14 protein-coding genes are annotated in these 19,332 nt (G+C 72.2%); all 14 read left to right on the top strand.

From position 1 onward, the window contains the following. Positions 1-23 precede the first annotated feature (23 nt). Entirely contained in the window at positions 24-434 is a 411-nt protein-coding gene (gene ndk / locus ABZ716_RS02540) for a nucleoside-diphosphate kinase (protein ID WP_351884855.1), read from the top strand. A 306-nt stretch (positions 435-740) separates the two neighbouring features. After that, the gene (locus tag ABZ716_RS02545) at positions 741-1,760 is read left to right on the top strand and encodes a rod shape-determining protein (protein WP_008738981.1); all 1,020 of its coding nucleotides are present in this window, start codon (positions 741-743) and stop codon (positions 1,758-1,760) included. Positions 1,761-1,938: 178 nt separating this feature from the next. After that, complete coding sequence (gene mreC, locus ABZ716_RS02550) at positions 1,939-2,886, top strand: rod shape-determining protein MreC (RefSeq protein WP_358809989.1); 948 nt, start codon at positions 1,939-1,941, stop codon at positions 2,884-2,886. Positions 2,887-2,898: 12 nt separating this feature from the next. After that, on the top strand, positions 2,899-3,639 hold the full coding sequence (gene mreD / locus ABZ716_RS02555; protein WP_358955948.1) for a rod shape-determining protein MreD: 741 nt from the start codon (positions 2,899-2,901) through the stop codon (positions 3,637-3,639). A 13-nt stretch (positions 3,640-3,652) separates the two neighbouring features. Beyond that, positions 3,653-5,827, top strand: a complete 2,175-nt coding sequence (gene mrdA / locus ABZ716_RS02560; protein ID WP_351884864.1) for a penicillin-binding protein 2 — start codon at positions 3,653-3,655, stop codon at positions 5,825-5,827. A 6-nt stretch (positions 5,828-5,833) separates the two neighbouring features. Beyond that, on the top strand, positions 5,834-7,033 hold the full coding sequence (gene rodA, locus ABZ716_RS02565; RefSeq protein ID WP_358809988.1) for a rod shape-determining protein RodA: 1,200 nt from the start codon (positions 5,834-5,836) through the stop codon (positions 7,031-7,033). Positions 7,034-7,112: 79 nt separating this feature from the next. Further along, positions 7,113-8,642 (top strand): CYTH and CHAD domain-containing protein, encoded by a 1,530-nt coding sequence (locus ABZ716_RS02570; RefSeq protein WP_358955951.1) that lies wholly within the window; start codon positions 7,113-7,115, stop codon positions 8,640-8,642. Between the two features lie 72 nt (positions 8,643-8,714). Beyond that, positions 8,715-10,640 (top strand): TIGR03960 family B12-binding radical SAM protein, encoded by a 1,926-nt coding sequence (locus ABZ716_RS02575; RefSeq protein ID WP_351884873.1) that lies wholly within the window; start codon positions 8,715-8,717, stop codon positions 10,638-10,640. Positions 10,641-10,757: 117 nt separating this feature from the next. Then, a complete protein-coding gene (locus ABZ716_RS02580; protein WP_358955954.1) occupies positions 10,758-11,654 on the top strand; it encodes a hypothetical protein in 897 nt (298 codons plus the stop codon). A gap of 109 nt (positions 11,655-11,763) precedes the next feature. Further along, positions 11,764-12,543: a TIGR03936 family radical SAM-associated protein gene (locus tag ABZ716_RS02585; protein ID WP_358955957.1), complete on the top strand. Its 780-nt coding sequence runs from the start codon at positions 11,764-11,766 to the stop codon at positions 12,541-12,543. A 233-nt stretch (positions 12,544-12,776) separates the two neighbouring features. Next, positions 12,777-16,826, top strand: a complete 4,050-nt coding sequence (locus ABZ716_RS02590; RefSeq protein WP_358955960.1) for an Rne/Rng family ribonuclease — start codon at positions 12,777-12,779, stop codon at positions 16,824-16,826. Between the two features lie 279 nt (positions 16,827-17,105). After that, complete coding sequence (rplU, locus tag ABZ716_RS02595) at positions 17,106-17,426, top strand: 50S ribosomal protein L21 (RefSeq protein ID WP_045947825.1); 321 nt, start codon at positions 17,106-17,108, stop codon at positions 17,424-17,426. A gap of 13 nt (positions 17,427-17,439) precedes the next feature. After that, on the top strand, positions 17,440-17,694 hold the full coding sequence (rpmA, locus tag ABZ716_RS02600; RefSeq protein ID WP_008738950.1) for a 50S ribosomal protein L27: 255 nt from the start codon (positions 17,440-17,442) through the stop codon (positions 17,692-17,694). A gap of 170 nt (positions 17,695-17,864) precedes the next feature. Continuing rightward, positions 17,865-19,310: a GTPase ObgE gene (gene obgE, locus ABZ716_RS02605; RefSeq protein ID WP_351884885.1), complete on the top strand. Its 1,446-nt coding sequence runs from the start codon at positions 17,865-17,867 to the stop codon at positions 19,308-19,310. Positions 19,311-19,332: the final 22 nt, after the last annotated feature.

The raw sequence follows: 19,332 nt of genomic DNA on the forward strand, positions 1-19,332 counted from the left end.
CGTATGCCGCAAGGAGTTACCACATGACCCAGCGCACGCTCGTCATCCTCAAGCCCGACGCCGTCCGTCGCGGGCTGGTCGGCGAGATCATCGGCCGTATCGAGCGCAAGGCCGGCTGGACCATCCCGGCGATGGAGCTGCGCACGCTGGACCAGGAAACCCTTGAGACGCACTACGGCGAGCACAAGGGCAAGCCCTTCTACGAGCCCCTGATGGGCTTCATGGCGAGCGGCCCGGTCGTCGTCCTCGTGGTGGAAGGGGAACGCGTGATCGAGGGTGTCCGGCAGCTGGCCGGGCCCACCGACCCGATCGCCGCCGCGCCCGGTTCCATCCGCGGTGACTTCGGTTCCATCACCCGGGAGAACCTGATCCACGCCTCGGATTCCGAGGAGTCCGCGGAGCGCGAGCTGAAGCTGTTCTTCCCCGCTCTGTGACCGGCGGCGAACACTCCTTTCTGACGTGACATCAGCCAAATAGCGCTCAGGACCTGGGGCGACCGAAGTAATTTCGGTCGCCCTTCGGTATTACGGTGGCGGTTCGGGAACGCCTGCACAGGACAAGACGTCACCACTAAGGGGGCGGGTATCCGTTCCGGCGGGATTGCCGGAGTCCCGTCGCGCGATGTCCGTACCCGCGGCACTACGATGGGGCCTCCACCCACACACCCACCTCGCCGACCTGACAGCAGCCGCTATCAACTGGAAGGCCAGACGCTCCTCATGGGGAACAAGGGGAACAACATGTCGTTCATCGGCCGTGACATGGCGATCGACCTCGGGACCGCCAACACGCTGGTGTACGTGAGGGGCCGGGGAATCGTCCTGAACGAGCCGTCCGTGGTCGCCATCAACACGAACACCGGTGGCATCCTGGCGGTCGGCTCCGAGGCGAAGAAGATGATCGGGCGCACGCCCGGCAACATCGTCGCCGTACGCCCCCTCAAGGACGGCGTGATCGCCGACTTCGAGATCACCGAGCGGATGCTCCGGTACTTCATCCTCAAGATCCACAAGCGTCGCTACCTGGCGCGTCCGCGCGTGGTGGTCTGCGTGCCGTCCGGTATCACCGGAGTGGAGCGCCGCGCCGTCATCGAGGCGTCCACGCAGGCCGGCGCCCGTCAGGTGCACATCATCGAGGAGCCCATGGCCGCCGCCATCGGCTCGGGCCTGCCCGTCCACGAGGCCACCGGCAACATGGTCGTGGACATCGGCGGCGGCACCACGGAGGTCGCCGTCATCTCGCTCGGCGGAATCGTCACGGCGCAGTCCATCCGGGTGGCCGGGGACGAGCTGGACAACGCGATCATCCAGCACATCAAGAAGGAGTACTCGCTCCTCCTCGGCGAGCGCACCGCCGAGCAGATCAAGATCACCATCGGGTCGGCCTACGACCTCGACAAGGACGAGCACACCGAGATCCGCGGCCGCGACCTGGTCTCGGGCCTGCCCAAGACCGTGGTCATCTCCGCGGCCGAGGTGCGCAAGGCCATCGAGGAGCCCGTCAACGCCATCGTGGACGCCGTCAAGACCACCCTCGACAAGTGCCCGCCGGAGCTCTCCGGCGACATCATGGACCGCGGCATCGTGCTGACCGGCGGCGGCGCCCTGCTGCGCGGGCTCGACGAGCGGCTGCGCCGCGAGACGGGCATGCCGATCCACATCGCCGAGGACCCCCTCGACTCCGTGGCCCTCGGCTCCGGCAAGTGCGTCGAGGAGTTCGAGGCCCTCCAGCAGGTCCTGGACGCCCAGCCCCGGCGATGATCAAATCCCCGTAACGGGGCAAGTGGAACACAAGGATCCGCCGTACGGGTGCTGCCGCTCCCGTGCGGCGGATCGTTGATATACAGGCACAGTCCGCAGAGCCCCGGCACCGCCGGAACGGTTCCGCCGTCCGAGTTTCACCGTACGAGTTTCTACGAGGAAGGCACGGCCGCCGCACGTGAGGGACACACGAGAGAGCCGGCTGCTCCTGGTACTGCTGATCGCCATCGCGTTCGCGCTGATCACGGTGGACATCAGGGCCGGAGAGGCTTCGCCCGTCGACGGCGCCCGGCGGGCCGCCGCGGCCGTCTTCGGCCCCGTCGAGAAGGGCGTCGCGACGGCCGTCGACCCGGTCGCCCACGCCATAGGGGCCGTCCGCGACTCCGACGAGCGCCACAACCGGATCACCGCCCTGGAGCGCGAGAACACCGCGCTGAAGACCCGCCTGGGCAGCGACGACCGCAACCGCAGCCGCATCCACGAGCTGGACGAGATGCTCAAGCGGGCCGGCGCCGGACAGTACGGGATCAAGGGCGCCGAGGTCATCGGGATAGGAGCGGCCCAGGGCTTCTCCTGGACCGTCACCATCGACGCCGGCAGCAAGGACGGCATCGAGCGCGACATGACCGTCCTCAACGGGGACGGGCTCGTCGGACGCGTCGCCACCGTCGGCCCGGACACCGCCACCGTGGTCCTCGCCAACGACCCCGGCTTCACCGTGGGCACCCGCCTGGAGAAGACCGGCGAACTGGGCTTCGCCACCGGACAGGGCGACCGCGCACTCTCCGTGCAGATGCTCAACGGCCGCGCCAAGATCAGCCCCGGCGACCGGCTCGTCACCTTCGGCTCCCGCGCCAACAAGCCGTTCGTCCCCGGCGTCCCCATCGGCGAGGTCGTCAAGGTGGACCCCTCGCGCGGCGACCTGACCCGCACCGTGTGGGTCCGCCCCTTCGTCGGCTTCTCCCGCCTCGACATCGTCGGCGTCGTCGTCATGCCCCCGCGCGAGGACCCCCGCGACGCCGTCCTGCCGCCCAAGCCGGAGCCGCCCAAGCCCACGCCGACGGTCACCGTCACGGTCACCCCGTCGCCCTCCGCCAGCGTTCCCGGCAAGCCGGCCGACGAGTAGGAGCTGACCGCCATGCGCATCAACCGGATCCTCCTCGCGGGCTCGCTCGTCTCCGTCGCCCTCGTCCTCCAGGTCACCGTCCTGGGCCGGCTCCAGCTGCCCGGAGCCGTGCCCGACCTCGTCCTGCTGACCGTCGTCGGCCTCGCCCTGGTCTACGGGCACGTCAGCGGAGCCCTCATCGGCTTCGCCGCCGGCCTGCTCACCGACCTCGCCCCGCCCGCCGACCACGCCGCCGGACGCTACGCCCTCGTCCTGTGCCTCATCGGCTACCTCGTGGGCCTCGCCCGCCCCGACAACGGCCGCTTCCGCTCCGCCTGGGGGCCGATGCTGACGGTCCTGGCCGCCGCGATCGGCTCCACCCTCCTCTACGCGGGCGTCGGCGCCCTCGTCGGCGACACCGCCGCCCGCCACGTGGGCCTGGTCGGGCTGCTGGCCACCGCGACCGTCTACGACCTGCTGCTCGCGCCGTTCACCGTGCCGTTCATCATGGCCCTGGCCCGCCGTGCCGAGAACGACCCGATGGCCGTCGAGGCCAACGGCGGCCCCCCGCAGGGCAAGGACGTCGCCTCCGGCTGGCTGGCCGGCGGCACCGGGCTGCGCATCGGCAGCCAGCGCGGCGGCCTGCGGCTGATGAGCGCGCGCGGCCGCGCCAACCGCGCCGGCCGCATAAAGGGCGTCAAAGGCGTCAAGAGCATCAAGGGCATCAGGGATGTCAAAGGCATGAAGAGCGTGAAGAGCGTCAGGAAGCTGTGACGGGGGAGCAGTAGTGACCAACATTCCGGAGACCGGCCGCACCCCCCGGGTGCAGATCCGGCTCGTCATCCTCCAGGTGCTCGTCTTCTCGCTGCTGCTCACCCTCGGCGGGCGGCTGTGGTACCTCCAGATCCGCAACGGCGCGGAGTACGCCGACGAGGCCAAGAACAACCACGTCCAGCAGGTCGTCCAGCCCGCCGTGCGCGGCTCCATCCTCGACGCCCGGGGCATCCCGCTCGCCGACAACGAGACCCGCCTCGTCGTCTCCGCCAGCCGCACCGAGCTGATGAAGATAAAGGACAAGGGCAAGGGGGTCCTGACCCGCCTCGCCGGAGTGCTGGACATGAAGCCGCAGGACGTCATGGACAAGGTCCGGCTCTGCGACTCCAAGACCCCCCAGCCCTGCTGGAACGGTTCCCCCTACCAGCCGATCCCGGTCACCCTGGAGGCCACCACCCAGCAGGCCCTCCAGATCCGCGAACGCCCCGAGGACTTCCCCGGCATCACCGCCGAACCCACCGCCGTACGCCGCTACCCGGCACCCGGCGGGGCCAACACCGGCCAGGTCCTCGGCTACCTCTCCCCGGTCACCGACAGCGAGATCCAGAAGGCGAAGAACACCAACTCGCCGTTCCTGCGCTCCGACCAGGTCGGCCGCTTCGGCCTGGAACGCACCTACGACAAGCAGCTGCGCGGCAAGTCCGGCGTCACCCGCTACGAGGTGGACAACCTCGGCCGGGTCATCGGCGAGGCCGAGAACGACCCCGCGGTCCCCGGCGCCCACCTCGTCACCAGCATCGACGCCCGCGTCCAGGGCGTCGCCGAGTACGAGCTCAACGCCGCCATGGTCGAGGCCCGCAAGCAGATCGACCGCAACACCGGCGTCCCCTACAAGGCCGACGCCGGAGCCGTCGTCGTCCTCGAATCGAAGACCGGCCGGGTCGTCGCCATGGCCTCCAACCCCACCTACGACCCCAACGTCTGGGTCGGCGGCATCTCCGGCAAGGACTACGCCAAGCTCACCGCCAAGGAGTCCAACGTCCCGCTGATGAACCGGGCGATCCAGGGCCAGGCCGCCCCCGGCTCCATCTTCAAGGTCATCCCGACCACCGCCGCCGTCAACGCCGGATACAAGTTCGACGGCAGCTACCCCTGCCCCAGTTCGTACTCCATCGGCGGCCAGGTCTTCAAGAACTTCGAGTCCCAGGGCCACGGCAACATCACCCTCGGCCAGGCCCTCGAAGTCTCCTGCGACACCGTCTTCTACGCCCTCGGCCACCAGCAGTGGCTCAAGGACGGCGGGCTCCACCCCGTGAAGAACCCGGCGGAGATCTTCTACAAGACCGCCCACCAGTTCGGCCTCGGCGCCGAGACCCACATCGACCTCCCCGGCGAGGAGAAGGGCCGCGTCCCCGACCGCGCCTGGAAGCAGCGGTTCTGGGAGGCCAACAAGGACCAGTGGTGCAAGACCGGCAAGAAGGGCGGCACCTACGTCGAGCTGCTCTCCTACGAGAACTGCCTCGAAGGCAACCTCATGCGCGCCGGTGACGCCGTCAACTACTCCATCGGGCAGGGCGACACCCTCGTCACCCCCATCCAGATGGCCACCATCTACGCGGCCATCTCCAACGGCGGCACGATGTGGAACCCCACCATCGGCAAGGCGGTGGTCAGCGCCGACGGCAAGCACGTCGAGGAGATCAAGCCGCAGGCCCACGGCAAGCTGCCCATGGACGAGAAGACCCGGCAGCAGATAAGCGAAGCCCTGGAGGGCGTCGCCACCCGCGGTACCGCCGCGTGGCGCTTCGGCGGCTGGCCGCAGAAGCAGATCCCCATGCACGCCAAGACCGGCACCGCCGAGGTCTACGGCAAGCAGACGACCTCCTGGTTCGCCACCTTCACCGACGACTACACGATCATCATGACCATCTCCCAGGGCGGCACCGGCTCCGGCGCCTCCGGCCCCGCCGTGCGCAACATCTACAACGCCATCTACGGCCTCGACATGTCCGGGAAGCAGGACCTCTCCAAGGCGCTGCTGCCCAAGCCGCAGGCCAGCCTGCCCGCCATCCAGCCGGACGGCTCCATCGACGCCCCCGAGATCCGCCCCTACGTGCCGCCGTCCCCCGAGGACGCCCCGCCCGCGCTCGCCGGCCCGCCGGCCCCGCCCGCGGCCCGGCAGGACTGAGGCCCCGTGCAGACCGCGAACAAGTTCTCCGTCTCCCGCTACGCGCCCCAGCGCGGGCCCGTCGCCAAGCTGACCGCCCGGGACTCCGTCCTGCGCCGGCTCGACTGGCCGATACTGCTGTCCGCGCTGGCGCTGTCCCTCCTCGGCTGCCTGCTGGTGTGGTCGGCCACCCGCAACCGCACCTCCCTCAACCAGGGCGACCCGTACTACTTCCTCACCCGCCACGCCATGAACACCGGCATCGGCCTCGTGCTGATGATCGGAACCATCTGGATGGGCCACCGCACCCTGCGCGGAGCCGTGCCGATCCTCTACGGGCTCTCCCTGGTGCTCGTCCTGGCCGTGCTCACCCCGCTCGGCTCGACCATCAACGGCGCCCACGCCTGGATCGTCATCGGCGGCGGCTTCTCCCTCCAGCCGGGCGAGTTCGTCAAGATCACCATCATCCTGGGCATGGCCATGCTGCTCGCGGCCCGTGTGGACGCGGGGGACCTCGAACATCCCGACCACCGCACCGTGGTCAAGGCCCTGTGCCTGGCCGCCGCCCCCATGGGCATCGTCATGCTGATGCCCGACCTCGGCTCCGTCATGGTGATGGTCATCATCGTGCTCGGCGTCCTGCTGGCCTCCGGTGCCTCCAACCGCTGGGTGGCCGGCCTGCTCGCCTCCGGCGCCGCCGGAGCGATCCTGATCTGGCAGCTCGGCGTCCTCGACGAGTACCAGATCAACCGCTTCGCCGCCTTCGCCAACCCCGACCTCGACCCCGCCGGCGTCGGCTACAACACCAACCAGGCGCGCATCGCCATCGGCTCCGGCGGCCTGCTCGGCTCCGGGCTCTTCAAGGGCTCCCAGACCACCGGCCAGTTCGTCCCCGAACAGCAGACCGACTTCGTCTTCACCGTCGCCGGGGAGGAACTCGGCTTCGTCGGGGCCGGACTGATCCTCGTCCTGCTCGGCGTCATCCTGTGGCGGGCCTGCGTGATCGCCCGCGAGACCACCGAGCTCTACGGGACCATCGTCTGCGCCGGGATCATCGCCTGGTTCGGCTTCCAGTCCTTCGAGAACATCGGCATGACCCTCGGCATCATGCCCGTCGCCGGACTCCCGCTGCCGTTCGTCTCCTACGGAGGCTCCTCCATGTTCGCCGTCTGGGTGGCCGTCGGACTGCTCCAGTCGATAAGGGTCCAGCGGCCGATGTCGGCCTGAACCCGGCGGTGCGCGGGCCGTTTCCCGCCGCTGGGCGCAGCGGCCTGCCATCGTCCCGGATCGGTACTAGATTCGATCCATGGCGGACACCCAGCGCGAGACCGAGCGGAAATTCGAGTTCAGGGACGGGAAGAAGGCCCGGGCCGGGCGGCGGCGGATGCCCGACCTCACCGGCACCGCCTCCGTCGCCGCCGTCCGCGACCGGGGCACCGCCGACCTCTACGCCGTCTACTACGACACCCCCGACGGGGCGCTGGCCGCCGACGGAATCACCCTGCGCCGCCGCACCGGGGGCGAGGACGCCGGCTGGCACCTCAAACTGCCCGTCGCCCCCGGCGTCCGCGACGAGGTCCGCGCCCCCCTCTCCGACGCCCTCCCGCCCGAGCTCGCCGCCCTCGTCCGCTCCCGGACCCGCCACCGGCCGCTCGAACCCCGGGTCCGGATGCACTCCGAGCGCCACACCGACGACCTCCTCGACGCCGACGGCCGCCTCCTCGCCCAGCTGTGCACCGACTCCGTCCGCGCCGAACGCGGCCGGGCCGCCACCGCCTGGACGGAGGTCGAGGTGGAACTCGCCGACCACGGCGACCCCGCCCTCCTCGACGCCGTCGAAGCCCGCTTCGCCGAGGCGGGCCTGCGCCCCGGCGCCGCCCCCTCGAAGCTGGCCCGCGCCCTCACCGCCACCGGCGCCCCGCCGCACACCCGGCCCGGCCCCGGCCCCGCCGACGGCACGGCCGGCGCGCACGTCCTGGCGTACCTGCGGCGCCAGCGCGAGGTCCTCGTCGCCCAGGACCCCGCCGTACGCCGCGACGTGCCCGACTCCGTCCACCAGATGCGCGTCGCCATCCGCCGGATGCGCAGCGCCCTCGCCACCCACCGCGGTCTCCTCGACCGCGCCGCCACCGACCCCGTCCGCGCGGAGCTGCGCTGGCTCGCCGGTGAACTCGGCGCCGACCGCGACCGCGAGGTCCTCCTCGAACGGCTGCGCGCCCGCCTCGGGGAACTCCCGCCCTCCCTGCGCGTCGGCCCCGTCCGCGACCGGCTCCGCGCCTGGAACACCCACCGCCGCGCCCGTACCCGCCGGCGCGCCCTCGCCGCCCTCGACACCGACCGCTACCTGGCCCTCCTCGACTCCGTCGACGCCCTCCTCACCAGCCCGCCCCTGCGCCCCGCCGCCGCGAAACCCGCCGCCAAACCCCTGCGCAAGGCCGCCCTGCGCGACTGGGACCGGCTCGGCGACCGAGTCGCCGCCGCCCTCGCCCTCGACCCCGGTGAGGAACGCGACCGCGCCCTCCACGAGGCCCGCAAGGCCGCCAAACGCGTCCGCTACGCCGCCGAAGCCGCCGCCCCCGCCCTCGGCAAACCCGCCCGGCGCCTGGTCAAGGCCGCCAAGTCGGTGCAGAGCCTGCTCGGCGAACACCGCGACGGGGTCGTCTCCCGCGAGGCCCTCCTCGGCCTCGGCGCCCAGGCAGCCGACGCGGGGGAGTCCGCGTACACCTGGGGCCTGCTCCACGGCCGGGAGGAAGCCCGCTGCGACCTCCTCGAACAGCGGCTCCCGGCCGCCTGGGCCAGGGCCGGGCGGCGCAGGTTGCGGGCCTTCCCGAAATGATCACGTGGAGAAGGGCGCCCGGGGCCCGGGGTACGCTTGAGAGTCGCCCCCTGCCCGCTTCACGAAAGTCGCGTGATGTCCGAGTCGGTCTTCCCACAGCTCGAAGCTCTGCTCCCGCATGTGCAGAAGCCCATCCAGTACGTCGGCGGTGAACTCAACTCCACCGTCAAGGACTGGGACGCCTGTGACGTCCGCTGGGCGCTCATGTACCCGGACGCGTACGAGGTGGGCCTGCCCAACCAGGGCGTCATGATCCTCTACGAGGTGCTCAACGAGCGCGAGGGCGTCCTGGCCGAGCGCACCTACTCGGTGTGGCCGGACCTCGAAGCCCTGATGCGCGAGCACCAGGTGCCCCAGTTCACGGTCGACAGCCACCGCCCCGTCTCCGCCTTCGACGTGTTCGGCCTGTCCTTCTCCACCGAGCTGGGCTACACCAACATGCTCACGGCCCTCGACCTCGCGGGCATCCCGCTGGAGGCCAAGGACCGCACGGTCGACCACCCCATCGTCCTCGCGGGCGGCCACGCGGCCTTCAACCCCGAGCCGATCGCGGACTTCATCGACGCGGCCGTCATCGGCGACGGCGAGCAGGCCGTCCTCGACATGACCGAGATCATCCGCACCTGGAAGGCCGAGGGCCGCCCGGGCGGCCGCGAGGAGGTGCTGCTGCGCCTCGCGAAGACCGGCGGCGTCTACATCCCGGGCTTCTACGACGTGGAGTACCTGGAGGACGGCCGCATCGGCCGGGTCGTGCCGAACCGCTCCGGCGTGCCGTGGCGCGTCTCCAAGCACACCGTCATGGACCTCGACGAGTGGCCCTACCCCAAGCAGCCGCTGGTCCCGCTCGCCGAGACCGTCCACGAGCGGATGTCCGTCGAGATCTTCCGCGGCTGCACACGCGGCTGCCGTTTCTGCCAGGCCGGCATGATCACGCGCCCCGTGCGGGAGCGAAGCATCACCGGCATCGGCGAGATGGTGGAGAAGGGCCTGAAGGCCACCGGCTTCGAAGAGGTCGGCCTGCTCTCCCTCTCCTCCGCGGACCACAGCGAGATCGCCGACATCGCCAAGGGCCTCGCGGACCGCTACACGGACGACAAGGTCGGCCTCTCGCTGCCCTCGACCCGTGTGGACGCCTTCAACGTGGACCTGGCCAACGAGCTGACCCGCAACGGCCGCCGCTCTGGCCTGACCTTCGCCCCCGAGGGCGGCTCCGAGCGCATGCGCAAGGTCATCAACAAGATGGTCTCGGAAGAGGACCTGATCCGCACCGTCGCCACCGCCTACGGCAACGGCTGGCGCCAGGTGAAGCTGTACTTCATGTGCGGCCTGCCGACGGAGACCGACGAGGACGTCCTCCAGATCGCCGACATGGCCATCAACGTCATCGCCAAGGGCCGTGAGGTCTCGGGCCAGAACGACATCCGCTGCACGGTGTCGATCGGCGGTTTCGTCCCGAAGCCGCACACCCCCTTCCAGTGGGCCCCGCAGCTCTCCGCCGAGGAGACCGACGCCCGCCTGACCAAGCTCCGCGACAAGATCCGCGGCGACAAGAAGTACGGGCGCTCCATCGGCTTCCGCTACCACGACGGCAAGCCCGGCATCGTCGAGGGCCTCCTCTCCCGCGGCGACCGCCGCATCGGCGACGTCATCCGCGCCGTCTACGAGGACGGCGGCCGCTTCGACGGCTGGCGCGAGCACTTCTCGTACGACCGCTGGATGCGGGCGGCGGAGAAGACCCTGCCCGCCCACGGCGTCGACGTGGCCTGGTACACCACCCGCGAACGCACGTACGAGGAAGTCCTCCCCTGGGACCACCTCGACTCCGGTCTGGACAAGGACTGGCTGTGGGAGGACTGGCAGGACGCCCTCGACGAGACGGAGGTCGAGGACTGCCGCTGGACCCCCTGCTTCGACTGCGGCGTCTGCCCCCAGATGGACACCCACATCCAGATCGGCCCCACCGGCAAGAAGCTGCTGCCGCTGTCGGTCGTGAAGTGATCTGAGCGCTGCTGCGTATGCCCCCCACCGGTTCCGGTGGGGGGCATACGCGTGTCGGAGGCGTGACCGTCCAGGGGGCGGCGCAACGGGTTCGGGGGTTCTGGTGTCCTTAGCGGCATGGACATCGAGAGGTCGCGGGCCGGGCAGGGCGGGGACGGGGGGCCGGCGGGGGCCGTCAGGGTTCCGGTGAAGGTCGTGGCCGTGCTGGTGGTGCTGCCCGTGCGGGTGCTGTGGGACCTGCTCGCGGGCTGCGCGCGTAGGGTCCGGCGGCACCTGCTCGCGCCGGTCGGCCAGGGGCTCGGGTGGGTGTGCGTGCGGCTGTGGGGGTATCTGCTGCGGCCGCTGGGCATGGCGCTGCTGTACTGGCCCTGGGTCGGGCTGTGGCGCTACCTCGCCGTCCCGGCCGGGGGAGCGGTGTACCGCTACCTGCTGCGGCCGCTGGGGCGGTACGTGCTCGCGCCCGTGGGGGCCGCTCTGGCGTGGCTGCTGCGGGGGCCGCTGACCTGGGTGCACCGGCGGGTGCTGACGCCGCTCGGGCACGGGGTGCGGTGGCTGGTGCGCGGGGTGTGCCTCCTGGTGTTCGTCTGGCCGTGGGCGGGGTTGTGGCGGTACGCGGTCCTGCCGCTCGGGCGCGGGGTGGGGTGGGTCCTCGTCCACGTCCTCGCGCCGCCGGCCGTGTTCCTCGCGCGGCAGGTCCTCGCCCCCGCCTGGCACCTCGCCGGCCGGATCACCCTCGCCCTCGGCCGGGGACTGCGCCGGCTGTGGCGCGGCTGCGTCGCCCGGCCCCTCGCCTGGGTCCGCCGGCAGGTCGTCGCGCCCGCCGGGCACGCGCTGCGCCGGGTATGGCGGACCTCCCGCGCCGCGGTGCGCGAGGCACGCACCGAGATGCGGCGGGCGCTGTTCGGTGGGCCCGCCGGGGAACCGGCGAGGTCACGGGCGCGTACTCTGGGTAGTACGACAGCCGCTGACGCGGCACCCGCAGCCGAGATCTCCCTGCCCCAGCGGCGGGGGTGAACCGGACGGGTCGACGGAACTCAGGGCGGCGCGCGAGCCGCGACGCCCCGCACAAGGAGAAGAACCACTGGGCAAGCGACAGCCCGAAGGCCCGCCTCCCGCACCGGTGGTGCAGCGCATCCGACTGCGCTACACCAAGCGTGGCCGCCTCCGGTTCACCAGCCACCGAGACTTCCAGCGCGCCTTCGAGCGCGCCCTGCGCCGCGCCGAGGTGCCCATGGCGTACTCGGCGGGCTTCACCCCGCACCCCCGCGTCTCCTACGCCAACGCCGCGCCGACCGGCACCGGCAGCGAGGCCGAGTACCTGGAGATCGCCCTCGCGGCGCCCCGCGACCCGCAGACGCTGCGCGAGCTGCTCGACGAGTCGATGCCGCTCGGCCTCGACATCATCGACGCCGTGGAGGCCCGCACCTCCGGGCTCGCGGACCGGCTGACCGCCTCCGTCTGGGAGCTGCGCCTGGAGGGCGTGGAGCTCGCCGAGGCCCAGCGTGCGGTGGAGACCTTCCTCGCCGCCGGGACGGTGGAGGTGCAGCGCCGCACCAAGAACGGGGTGCGGACCTTCGACACCCGCGGAGCGGTCGTCAGCCTCGAAGCCCTTCCGGCCCAGGTTGATAGGCCGCTGGACCATGCTTGTGCGATACTGCGGCTGGTTGTTCGGCATTTGACACCTGCCGTGCGACCCGACGACGTCCTGTCCGGTCTTCACGCTGTGGCCGACCTGGCGCCGCCGGTCCCCGCTGCGGTGACCAGGCTGGCGCAGGGGCTCTTCGACGAGGAGTCCGGCACGGTGACCGACCCGCTCGCGCCCGACCGCGAGGCCGACACGGCCGCCCCACCCACGGCCGCCGTGAACGCCGACGCGAAGGCGCCGGAAGGTCCCGCCGCGTAGGGATCGTCGTCGTCGCGCCGCCCTGGCACTCGGGAGCCACCTGGGTCGGGCAGCGCACAGACCTGAAGACTTCCGCCAGGCCGTACGGACACGACGTACGGAACCGGCGGCCCATGGACTAGAGCTCCCGTGTGGCGAACGCGCCCCGGAGGCCGGCTCCGCGTACATCGCACGGAGCCGCGCCGGACCGGATGTCAGCCGCGGCGCCCGGGAGCGTGACGGGAGAACCCCGCATGCTCAACAACGAGAACGACACCACCCCCACCGCCGGTAACGGCAGCAGCCCGAGCGACAACCTGCCCCCGCGCAGGCGCCGCCGCGCCGCGTCCCGCCCGGCCGGCCCGCCCGGCGGCGCCGTCGCCGAGAGCGCGGCCGCCGAGACCGCCGCCGAGACCCCCGCTCCGGCTCCCGCTGCCGCTGTGGCCGAGGAGGCCCCGGCCGCTCCGGCTCCGCGTGCCCGTCGCCGTGCGGTGCGTGCCGTGGCCGCCCCGCCTGCCGCCGAGCCGGTCGAGCTGGTCGTGGAGAGCCCGGCTCCTGCCGCCGTCGAGGAGGAGGCTCCGGCCGCTCCCGCTCCGCGGACCCGCCGCCGTGCCACCCGTTCGGTCGCCGCTCCGGCCGCCGAGGCGCCCGCCGCCGAGACCGCCGCTGCGGCCGTCGAGGAGCCCGTGGCGGAGTCCGTCGCGCAGGAGGCTCCGGCCGCTCCCGCCCCGCGGACCCGCCGCCGTGCCACCCGCGCCGTGGCCGCCCCGGCTGCTCCGGCCGCCGACGCCGCCGAGGACGAGGCCGAGGCCCCCGCCGAGACCGCCGCGCCCGCCGTGGCCGAGGAGGCTCCCGCCGCTCCGGCTCCGCGTGCCCGTCGCCGTGCGGTGCGTGCCGTGGCCGCCCCGCCTGCCGCCGAGCCGGTCGAGCTGGTCGTGGAGAGCCCGGCTCCTGCCGCCGTCGAGGAGGAGGCCGCTTCCGCCCCCGCTCCGCGGACCCGCCGCCGTGCCACCCGTTCCGTCGCCGCTCCGGCCGCCGCCGAGGCCGCTCCGGCCGTGGCGCAGGAGCCCGCCGAGGAGGCCCCCAAGGCCGCCGCCCGCGCCGTGACCGTCGCCGACGCCGTCGACGCCCCCAAGCGCGGCCGTCGCCGCGCCACCCGGGCCACCGCCCCGGCCGCCGCGCCGGCGCAGCCCGAGGCCGCCGCCGAGACGGAGGCGCCCGCCCCGACGGGCCGCGCCGGCCGCCGCGCCGCGCGTCCCGCCGTCCCGGTCTTCCAGGCTCCGGTCTTCGCCGAGCCGATGTTCCAGACCCCGGAGACCGCCGCCCTGGCCGCCGCGGCCGCTGCCGCCTCCGCCGAGGAGGAGGCCGAGGAGGAGGAGACCGAGGCCGTCGCCGAGGTCCAGGCGCCCGTCGCCGCCCAGCCGGGCGGCCGTCGCCGTCGCCGTCGCGGCGCCCCCGAGCCCGTGGCCCCCGCCGAGGCCGAGTACGCCGAGGAGGAGCCGGAGGCCGAGGCCGCCGAGCTGGACGAGGAAGAGGCCGACGAGTCGGGCGAGCGCCCCTCGCGCCGCCGTCGCCGTGGTGGCCGCCGTCGTCGCCGTGGTGAGGCCGCCGACCTCGACGAGGGCACCGACGAGGAGGCCGAGGCCGAGGCCGGAGCCGCCGACGAGGACGCCGAGCACGAAGAGGACGAGGAAGAGGAGGGGGCCCTCGGCTCCTCCTCCAGCCGCCGTCGCCGCCGCCGCCGTCGCCGCAGCGGTGACGCCGCCGAGGTCGAGGCGGGCGAGGAGGACGGTGTCCGTACCGTCGTCAAGGTCCGCGAGCCGCGCCCGGCGCGCGAGAAGGCCGAGCCGTCCGACGAGGTCCAGTCCATCAAGGGCTCGACCCGCCTGGAGGCGAAGAAGCAGCGCCGCCGCGAGGGCCGTGAGCAGGGCCGCCGCCGCGTCCCGATCATCACCGAGGCCGAGTTCCTGGCCCGCCGTGAGGCCGTCGAGCGCGTGATGGTCGTCCGCCAGGCCGGCGAGCGCACCCAGATCGGCGTCCTCGAGGACAACGTGCTCGTCGAGCACTACGTCAACAAGGAAGAGGCCACCTCGTACGTCGGCAACGTCTACCTGGGCAAGGTCCAGAACGTGCTGCCGTCGATGGAGGCCGCCTTCATCGACATCGGCAAGGGCCGCAACGCCGTCCTGTACGCCGGCGAGGTCAACTTCGAGACGCTGGGCCTGGCCAACGGGCCGCGCCGCATCGAGTCCGCCCTCAAGTCCGGCCAGTCGGTCCTGGTGCAGGTCACCAAGGACCCGATCGGCCACAAGGGCGCCCGCCTGACCAGCCAGGTCTCGCTGCCCGGCCGCTACCTGGTCTACGTGCCCGAGGGCTCGATGACCGGTATCAGCCGCAAGCTGCCCGACACCGAGCGCGCGCGTCTGAAGACCATCCTCAAGAAGATCGTCCCCGAGGACGCGGGCGTCATCGTGCGCACCGCCGCCGAGGGCGCGAGCGAGGACGAGCTGCGCCGCGACGTCGAGCGTCTGCAGCAGCAGTGGGAGGACATCCAGAAGAAGTCGAAGCAGATCACGACCTCCTCGCCGAGCCTGCTGTACGGCGAGCCGGACATGACCGTCCGGGTCGTGCGCGACATCTTCAACGAGGACTTCTCCAAGGTCATCATCAGCGGTGACCAGGCGTGGGAGACCATCCACGGCTACGTGTCCCACGTGGCCCCGGACCTGGTCGACCGGCTGTCCCGCTGGACCTCCGAGGTGGACGTCTTCGCGACGTACCGGATCGACGAGCAGCTCGCCAAGGCGCTCGACCGCAAGGTGTGGCTGCCCTCGGGCGGTTCCCTCGTGATCGACAAGACCGAGGCGATGATCGTCATCGACGTCAACACCGGCAAGTTCACCGGTCAGGGCGGCAACCTCGAAGAGACCGTCACCAGGAACAACCTGGAGGCGGCCGAGGAGATCGTGCGCCAGCTGCGGCTGCGCGACCTGGGCGGCATCGTCGTCATCGACTTCATCGACATGGTCCTGGAGTCCAACCGCGACCTGGTGCTGCGGCGGATGCTGGAGTGCCTGGGCCGCGACCGCACCAAGCACCAGGTGGCCGAGGTCACCTCGCTGGGCCTGGTCCAGATGACCCGCAAGCGGGTGGGCCAGGGCCTGCTGGAGTCCTTCTCCGAGACCTGCGTCCACTGCAACGGCCGCGGCGTCATCGTCCACATGGAGACCCCGGCCTCGGTCGGCGGCGGCGGCAACGGCAAGCGGGCCAAGCGCCGGGGCGGCCGCGCCCTGGAGCACGAGCACGAGCACGAGCTGGAGACGGCCGGGACGGCCGGCTCCGAGGAGTTCGAGGACGAGACCGAGGCGGAGGTGGCCGCCGAGGCCGCCGCGCCGCGCGCGCTGCCCGAGCCGGCGTTCGTCCCCGGCGAGGAGCTGTACAGCAGCCCGGCCGAGGCCGAGGCCGCGGCGGGCATCAGCGGGCGTCGCAACCGCCGCCGTGCCACCCGTAAGGCGACCGCTCCGGCGGGCGCCCCGCGCGGTGGTGAGCGGCAGGCCGCCCCGGCGCCGGTGACCCCGGTCGTCGAGGAGGAGCCGGTCACCGAGCCCGTCGACACGGTGCTGGAGCCGGCCGCCGAGGTCGTCGCCGAGGCCATGGAGGCCGCGGAGACGGTCGAGGCCGCTCCGGTCGAGGCCGCGCCCGTCGCCGAGGAGGCCGCGCCGAAGGGCCGTACCCGTCGCCGGGCGACCCGCAAGGCCACCGCCGCGGCCGTGGAGCCGGTCGCGGAGGCCGTGACCGAGGCGGAGCCGGAGCCGGTCGTGGAGGCCGTCGCCGAGCCCGTCGTGGCGCCCGAGCCGGAGCAGGAGCCGGAAGCGGTCGTCCCGGTCGTCGAGGAGCCCGTGACCGAGCCGGAGCCCGTCGTGGAGGCCGCCCCGGCGCGTCCGCGCCGTCGCGCCGTCCGCAGGGCCACCGCACCGGCCGGTGCGGTGGAGGCCGCGATCGTGGTCGTCGAGGCCCCCGCGGCCGAGACCGCCGCCGAGCCCGTCGCGCAGGCGGCGCCGGAGGCGGAGACCGAGGCGGAGGCCGAGGCCCCGGCGCCGGCGAAGAAGACCGCCCGCAAGGCTCCGGCCAAGAAGGCGGCCACGGCGAAGAAGGCCCCGGCCAAGAAGGCGGCGGCCACCAAGAAGACGGCCGCGAAGAAGACGACGACGGTCAAGAAGACCGCCGCCAAGCGGACGACGAAGAAGACCGCGGCGGCGGAGCAGCAGACCCCGCCGTCGGTCTCCGCCCCGGCCGAGGACTGATCGGCCCCTGCCCGTGGGGCCCCGCCGGACGGCGGGGCCCCACGGGCGCGCGGGGCCCGGTTTGACCCTCCTCGACCGGCCCCGTAACCTAGACCGTCGGCGTGTCCTGGACGTTTACGTCCAGCGCGCCGCGCTCCTGAGCACCTTCCTCCCGCACCCTCCGCGTCAGCGGATGGCCCCCGGGAGAGGCCGCTCGTCCAATTCCGGATCACCGCGGGCCCCGGCCCGCGTGAGCGGCTGGCTTCAGGAGTTTCCGCCCCGAGTGAGAGAGAGATCCGCGTGTACGCCATCGTGCGCAGCGGTGGTCGCCAGCACAAGGTTGCTGTCGGCGACATCGTTGAGGTTGACAAGATTTCCACTGCCAAGGTTGGCGACACGGTCGAGCTCTCGACCCTGCTCGTTGTCGACGGCGACGCTGTGACCAGCGACCCGTGGGTGCTGGCCGGCATCAAGGTCCAGGCCGAGGTCGTGGACCACCACAAGGGCGCCAAGATCGACATCCTGCGGTACAAGAACAAGACCGGCTACCGCCGTCGCCAGGGTCACCGTCAGCAGTACACGGCGATCAAGGTCACCGGTATCCCCACGGCTGCGAAGTAAGAGGGACTGAGACATGGCACACAAGAAGGGCGCATCGTCCACCCGGAACGGGCGCGATTCCAACGCTCAGCGGCTCGGCGTGAAGCGCTTCGGCGGTCAGGTCGTCTCCGCCGGCGAGATCCTCGTCCGCCAGCGCGGCACCCACTTCCACCCGGGTGCGGGTGTCGGTCGCGGTGGCGACGACACGCTGTTCGCGCTGCAGGCCGGTGCCGTTCAGTTCGGCACGCACCGTGGCCGCAAGGTCGTCAACATCGTTCCGGCCGCCTGATCCAGCTCCTGCTGAGTCACAAGCGTTCGTAACACCCCGAGGGCGGATCTCATCTCTTCCCGGCAGGCGCCGGGAAGAGAGGTCCGCCCTCGGCGCGTTGTCACATAGACACGTTTAATGGGCAGCAGGGCCTGCCCGGGACATTCCCGTATGTATCTGGAGGAACACCCATGACCACCTTCGTGGACCGCGTCGAGCTGCACGTCGCCGCGGGTAACGGGGGCCACGGCTGCGCCTCCGTTCACCGGGAGAAGTTCAAGCCGCTCGGCGGACCCGACGGCGGCAACGGCGGCCGTGGCGGTGACGTCATCCTGGTGGTGGAGCAGGCCATCACCACCCTGCTGGACTACCACCACAGCCCCCACCGCAAGGCCACCAACGGCAAGCCCGGCGAGGGCGGCAACCGCTCCGGCAAGGACGGCCAGGACCTGATCCTGCCCGTGCCGGACGGCACCGTCGTCCTCGACAAGGAGGGCAACGTCCTCGCCGACCTCGTCGGCCAGGGCACCACCTACGTGGCCGCCGAGGGCGGCCGCGGCGGCCTCGGCAACGCCGCGCTGTCCTCCGCCCGCCGCAAGGCGCCCGGCTTCGCCCTCCTCGGCGTCCCCGGCACCACCGGCGACATCGTCCTGGAGCTCAAGACCGTCGCCGACGTGGCGCTGGTCGGCTTCCCGAGCGCCGGCAAGTCCTCGCTGATCTCGGTGCTCTCCGCCGCCAAGCCGAAGATCGCGGACTACCCCTTCACCACCCTCGTCCCGAACCTGGGCGTGGTCACCGCCGGCTCGACCGTCTACACCATCGCCGACGTTCCCGGCCTGATCCCCGGCGCCAGCCAGGGCAAGGGCCTGGGCCTGGAGTTCCTGCGCCACGTCGAGCGCTGCTCGGTCCTCGTGCACGTCCTGGACACCGCCACCCTGGAGTCCGACCGCGACCCGGTCGGCGACCTCGACCTCATCGAGGAGGAGCTCAAGCTCTACGGCGGCGGCCTGGAGAAGCGCCCGCGCCTGGTCGTGCTGAACAAGGTCGACATCCCCGACGGCCAGGAACTCGCCGAGATGGTCCGCCCGGACCTGGAGGCGCGCGGCTACAAGGTCTTCGAGGTCTCCGCGGTCGCCCGCACGGGCCTGAAGGAGCTGTCCTACTTCCTCGCCGAGGTCGTGGCCAAGGCGCGTGCCCGTACGCCCAAGCAGGAGGCCACCCGTATCGTCATCCGCCCGAAGGCCGTGGACGACGCGGGCTTCACCGTCACCTACGACGAGGTGGAGGAGGTGTACCGGGTGCGCGGCGAGAAGCCGGAGCGCTGGGTGCGCCAGACCGACTTCAACAACGACGAGGCCGTGGGCTACCTCGCCGACCGCCTCAACCGCCTCGGTGTCGAGGAGGCCCTGCGGAAGGCCGGTGCCAAGGCGGGCGACGGCGTCGCCATCGGCTCCGAGGAGAACGCGGTCGTCTTCGACTGGGAGCCCACCATGATGGCCGGCGCCGAGATGCTGGGCCGCCGCGGTGAGGACCACCGCCTGGAGGCCCCGCGTCCGGCCACGCAGCGCCGCAAGGAGAAGGACGCCAAGCGCGGCGACGCCGCCCAGCAGGAGTACGACGAGTTCCGTCCCTTCTGATCCAGCCTGTCCGTACCGGCGT

It is taken from the genome of Streptomyces sp. NPDC006687 (assembly GCF_040636215.1).
Lineage (GTDB): Bacteria > Actinomycetota > Actinomycetes > Streptomycetales > Streptomycetaceae > Streptomyces.

Bases quoted from the DNA above. Each gene is read 5' to 3' on its own strand.
- ABZ716_RS02545 (WP_008738981.1), top strand. From the start codon at position 741: ATGTCGTTCATCGGCCGTGACATGGCGATCGACCTCGGGACCGCCAAC.
- ndk (WP_351884855.1), top strand. From the start codon at position 24: ATGACCCAGCGCACGCTCGTCATCCTCAAGCCCGACGCCGTCCGTCGC.
- obgE (WP_351884885.1), top strand. From the start codon at position 17,865: ATGACCACCTTCGTGGACCGCGTCGAGCTGCACGTCGCCGCGGGTAAC.
- ABZ716_RS02590 (WP_358955960.1), top strand. From the start codon at position 12,777: ATGCTCAACAACGAGAACGACACCACCCCCACCGCCGGTAACGGCAGC.
- mreD (WP_358955948.1), top strand. From the start codon at position 2,899: ATGCGCATCAACCGGATCCTCCTCGCGGGCTCGCTCGTCTCCGTCGCC.
- ABZ716_RS02570 (WP_358955951.1), top strand. From the start codon at position 7,113: ATGGCGGACACCCAGCGCGAGACCGAGCGGAAATTCGAGTTCAGGGAC.
- rpmA (WP_008738950.1), top strand. From the start codon at position 17,440: ATGGCACACAAGAAGGGCGCATCGTCCACCCGGAACGGGCGCGATTCC.
- ABZ716_RS02580 (WP_358955954.1), top strand. From the start codon at position 10,758: ATGGACATCGAGAGGTCGCGGGCCGGGCAGGGCGGGGACGGGGGGCCG.